This is a genomic window from Vibrio sp. 1401 (assembly GCF_033340295.1).
In genome coordinates this window covers 1-546 of sequence record NZ_JAWOWF010000730.1, presented here as the reverse complement: position 1 = coordinate 546, position 546 = coordinate 1, and the positions used below count along the sequence as shown (strand labels likewise).

Sequence of the window (546 nt, the reverse complement as noted above, 5' to 3'; positions counted from 1 at the left end):
GCTTGCTACCGAGTACTTCCGCGTACTCATCTCGATAGCACAGCACCAATGCCGGATCAACGCCGACCAACGGAATGTCTAAGTCCGCCACCATAGCCAAGAACTTCGCCGTATCAGCCGCGGTATCTTTAAACTGGCGTAGGAAACCTTTGATGTGTTGCGCTTTACCATTTGGCTTAAATGGCAAAAGCACTGGATGCATACCTAGCTTTTTAACCAACTTGACGAAGTCTTCAACAACGTCCGCATCGTAATAACTGGTAAATGGGTCTTGAACGATTAATACGTGCTTGCTCTTTTCAGTCGAAGACAAACCACTCAATACTTGCAGATCATACGGCGTTGTCAGCGACTCTACGCGCTGTTTCAACGTAGGAACAGACAGCAACGGCGCATCCACATACCCTACTGTTGAAGCCGTTAAACTCTTAACCCACGACTGTTTCAATACGCCGTTCACGACTGCTGGTGCCTTTGCCATCATTGGCAGCATGGTTTCAATGTTGGCAACCAAATAATCTTTTGCCGGACGATGATAGCGCGAGT

1 pseudogene is annotated in these 546 nt (G+C 48.0%); it reads right to left on the bottom strand.

What is annotated here, in order from left to right:
* Positions 1 to 546, bottom strand: a pseudogene (locus R7Z77_RS27835) (hypothetical protein); the annotation flags it as partial.